1 pseudogene is annotated in these 722 nt (G+C 69.0%); it reads left to right on the plus strand.

Features of this window, described 5'->3' with window-relative positions:
- A pseudogene (locus tag IEZ11_RS50440) lies at positions 1-722 on the plus strand (IS5 family transposase); the annotation flags it as partial.

Genomic DNA, 722 nt, shown 5'->3' on the forward strand with positions numbered 1-722 from the left:
GGACGGGCTGTGGGAATTGTTCCAGCGGGTGGTTCCGGAGGCGCCGATCCGCCCGCAGGGCGGTGGCCGGCGCCGGTACGGAGATCGTGAGGTGCTGGCCGCGATCATCTACGTGGCGACCACGGGCTGCACGTGGGCGCAGGTCCCGCCGGTGTTTGGTCCGTCCGGTGCCACCGCCCACCGCCGGTTCATGGAGTGGTCGAAGGCCCGGGTGTGGGCGAAGCTGCACCGCCTGGTTCTGGACGAGCTCGGTTCGCGCGGCGAGCTCGACTGGTCGCGATGTGCGATCGACTCGGTGAACATGCGGGCCCTGAAAGGGGGGACCTGACGGGCCCGAATCCTGTGGATCGGGGCAAGAAGGGCTCGAAGATCCACTTGATCACCGAGCGCACCGGATTGCCCATCTCCATCGGCATCTCCGGCGCGAACCTGCACGACAGCCAGGCCCTCGAACCGCTCGTGCGCGGTATCCCGCCAATCCGCTCCCGTCGCGGTCCGCGCCGACGACGGCCGGCCAAGCTCCACGGCGACAAGGGCTACGACTACAACCACCTGCGCCGATGGTTACGCCAGCGCGGGATCCGGCACCGCATCGCCCGCAAAGGCATCGAGTCCTCCAAACGGCTGGGGCGGCACCGTTGGACCATCGAACGCACGATGGCCTGGCTCGCCGGATGCCGCCGACTGCACCGCCGCTACGAACGCAAGGCCGTCCACTTCCT

Source organism: Streptomyces fuscichromogenes (assembly GCF_014645815.1).
Taxonomy (GTDB): domain Bacteria; phylum Actinomycetota; class Actinomycetes; order Streptomycetales; family Streptomycetaceae; genus Streptomyces; species Streptomyces fuscichromogenes.